Source organism: Escherichia sp. E13S3, from assembly GCF_004212325.1.
Taxonomy (GTDB): Bacteria; Pseudomonadota; Gammaproteobacteria; order Enterobacterales; family Enterobacteriaceae; genus Escherichia.
The window spans coordinates 1-1,828 of the sequence record NZ_RHJR01000025.1; the positions used below are offsets into that span (position 1 = coordinate 1).

The window sequence follows — 1,828 nt, forward strand, 5'->3', positions numbered from 1 at the left end:
CAGACAATCTGTGTGAGCACTGCAAAGTACGCTTCTTTAAGGTAAGGAGGTGATCCAACCGCAGGTTCCCCTACGGTTACCTTGTTACGACTTCACCCCAGTCATGAATCACAAAGTGGTAAGCGCCCTCCCGAAGGTTAAGCTACCTACTTCTTTTGCAACCCACTCCCATGGTGTGACGGGCGGTGTGTACAAGGCCCGGGAACGTATTCACCGTGGCATTCTGATCCACGATTACTAGCGATTCCGACTTCATGGAGTCGAGTTGCAGACTCCAATCCGGACTACGACGCACTTTATGAGGTCCGCTTGCTCTCGCGAGGTCGCTTCTCTTTGTATGCGCCATTGTAGCACGTGTGTAGCCCTGGTCGTAAGGGCCATGATGACTTGACGTCATCCCCACCTTCCTCCAGTTTATCACTGGCAGTCTCCTTTGAGTTCCCGGCCGGACCGCTGGCAACAAAGGATAAGGGTTGCGCTCGTTGCGGGACTTAACCCAACATTTCACAACACGAGCTGACGACAGCCATGCAGCACCTGTCTCACAGTTCCCGAAGGCACCAATCCATCTCTGGAAAGTTCTGTGGATGTCAAGACCAGGTAAGGTTCTTCGCGTTGCATCGAATTAAACCACATGCTCCACCGCTTGTGCGGGCCCCCGTCAATTCATTTGAGTTTTAACCTTGCGGCCGTACTCCCCAGGCGGTCGACTTAACGCGTTAGCTCCGGAAGCCACGCCTCAAGGGCACAACCTCCAAGTCGACATCGTTTACGGCGTGGACTACCAGGGTATCTAATCCTGTTTGCTCCCCACGCTTTCGCACCTGAGCGTCAGTCTTCGTCCAGGGGGCCGCCTTCGCCACCGGTATTCCTCCAGATCTCTACGCATTTCACCGCTACACCTGGAATTCTACCCCCCTCTACGAGACTCAAGCTTGCCAGTATCAGATGCAGTTCCCAGGTTGAGCCCGGGGATTTCACATCTGACTTAACAAACCGCCTGCGTGCGCTTTACGCCCAGTAATTCCGATTAACGCTTGCACCCTCCGTATTACCGCGGCTGCTGGCACGGAGTTAGCCGGTGCTTCTTCTGCGGGTAACGTCAATGAGCAAAGGTATTAACTTTACTCCCTTCCTCCCCGCTGAAAGTACTTTACAACCCGAAGGCCTTCTTCATACACGCGGCATGGCTGCATCAGGCTTGCGCCCATTGTGCAATATTCCCCACTGCTGCCTCCCGTAGGAGTCTGGACCGTGTCTCAGTTCCAGTGTGGCTGGTCATCCTCTCAGACCAGCTAGGGATCGTCGCCTAGGTGAGCCGTTACCCCACCTACTAGCTAATCCCATCTGGGCACATCCGATGGCAAGAGGCCCGAAGGTCCCCCTCTTTGGTCTTGCGACGTTATGCGGTATTAGCTACCGTTTCCAGTAGTTATCCCCCTCCATCAGGCAGTTTCCCAGACATTACTCACCCGTCCGCCACTCGTCAGCGAATCAGCAAGCTGATTCCTGTTACCGTTCGACTTGCATGTGTTAGGCCTGCCGCCAGCGTTCAATCTGAGCCATGATCAAACTCTTCAATTTAAAAGTTTGATGCTCAAAGAATTAAACTTCGTAATGAATTACGTGTTCACTCTTGAGACTTGGTATTCATTTATCGTCTTGCGACGTTAAGAATCCGTATCTTCGAGTGCCCACACAGATTGTCTGATAAATTGTTAAAGAGCAGTTGCGACGCGGCTTTCAGCTCACTGTCGCGAGGTGGCGTATATTACGCTTTCCTCTTTCAGAGTCAAGCATTTTTTTGCTTTTCTCTGCCGGAATTATC

Annotated in this window: 1 rRNA gene; it reads right to left on the minus strand. The window is 52.5% G+C overall.

Features of this window, described 5'->3' with window-relative positions:
- Positions 1-42: 42 nt before the first annotated feature.
- Positions 43-1,584, minus strand: a 16S ribosomal RNA gene (locus D9597_RS22580).
- Between the last annotated feature and the right edge of the window lie 244 nt (positions 1,585-1,828).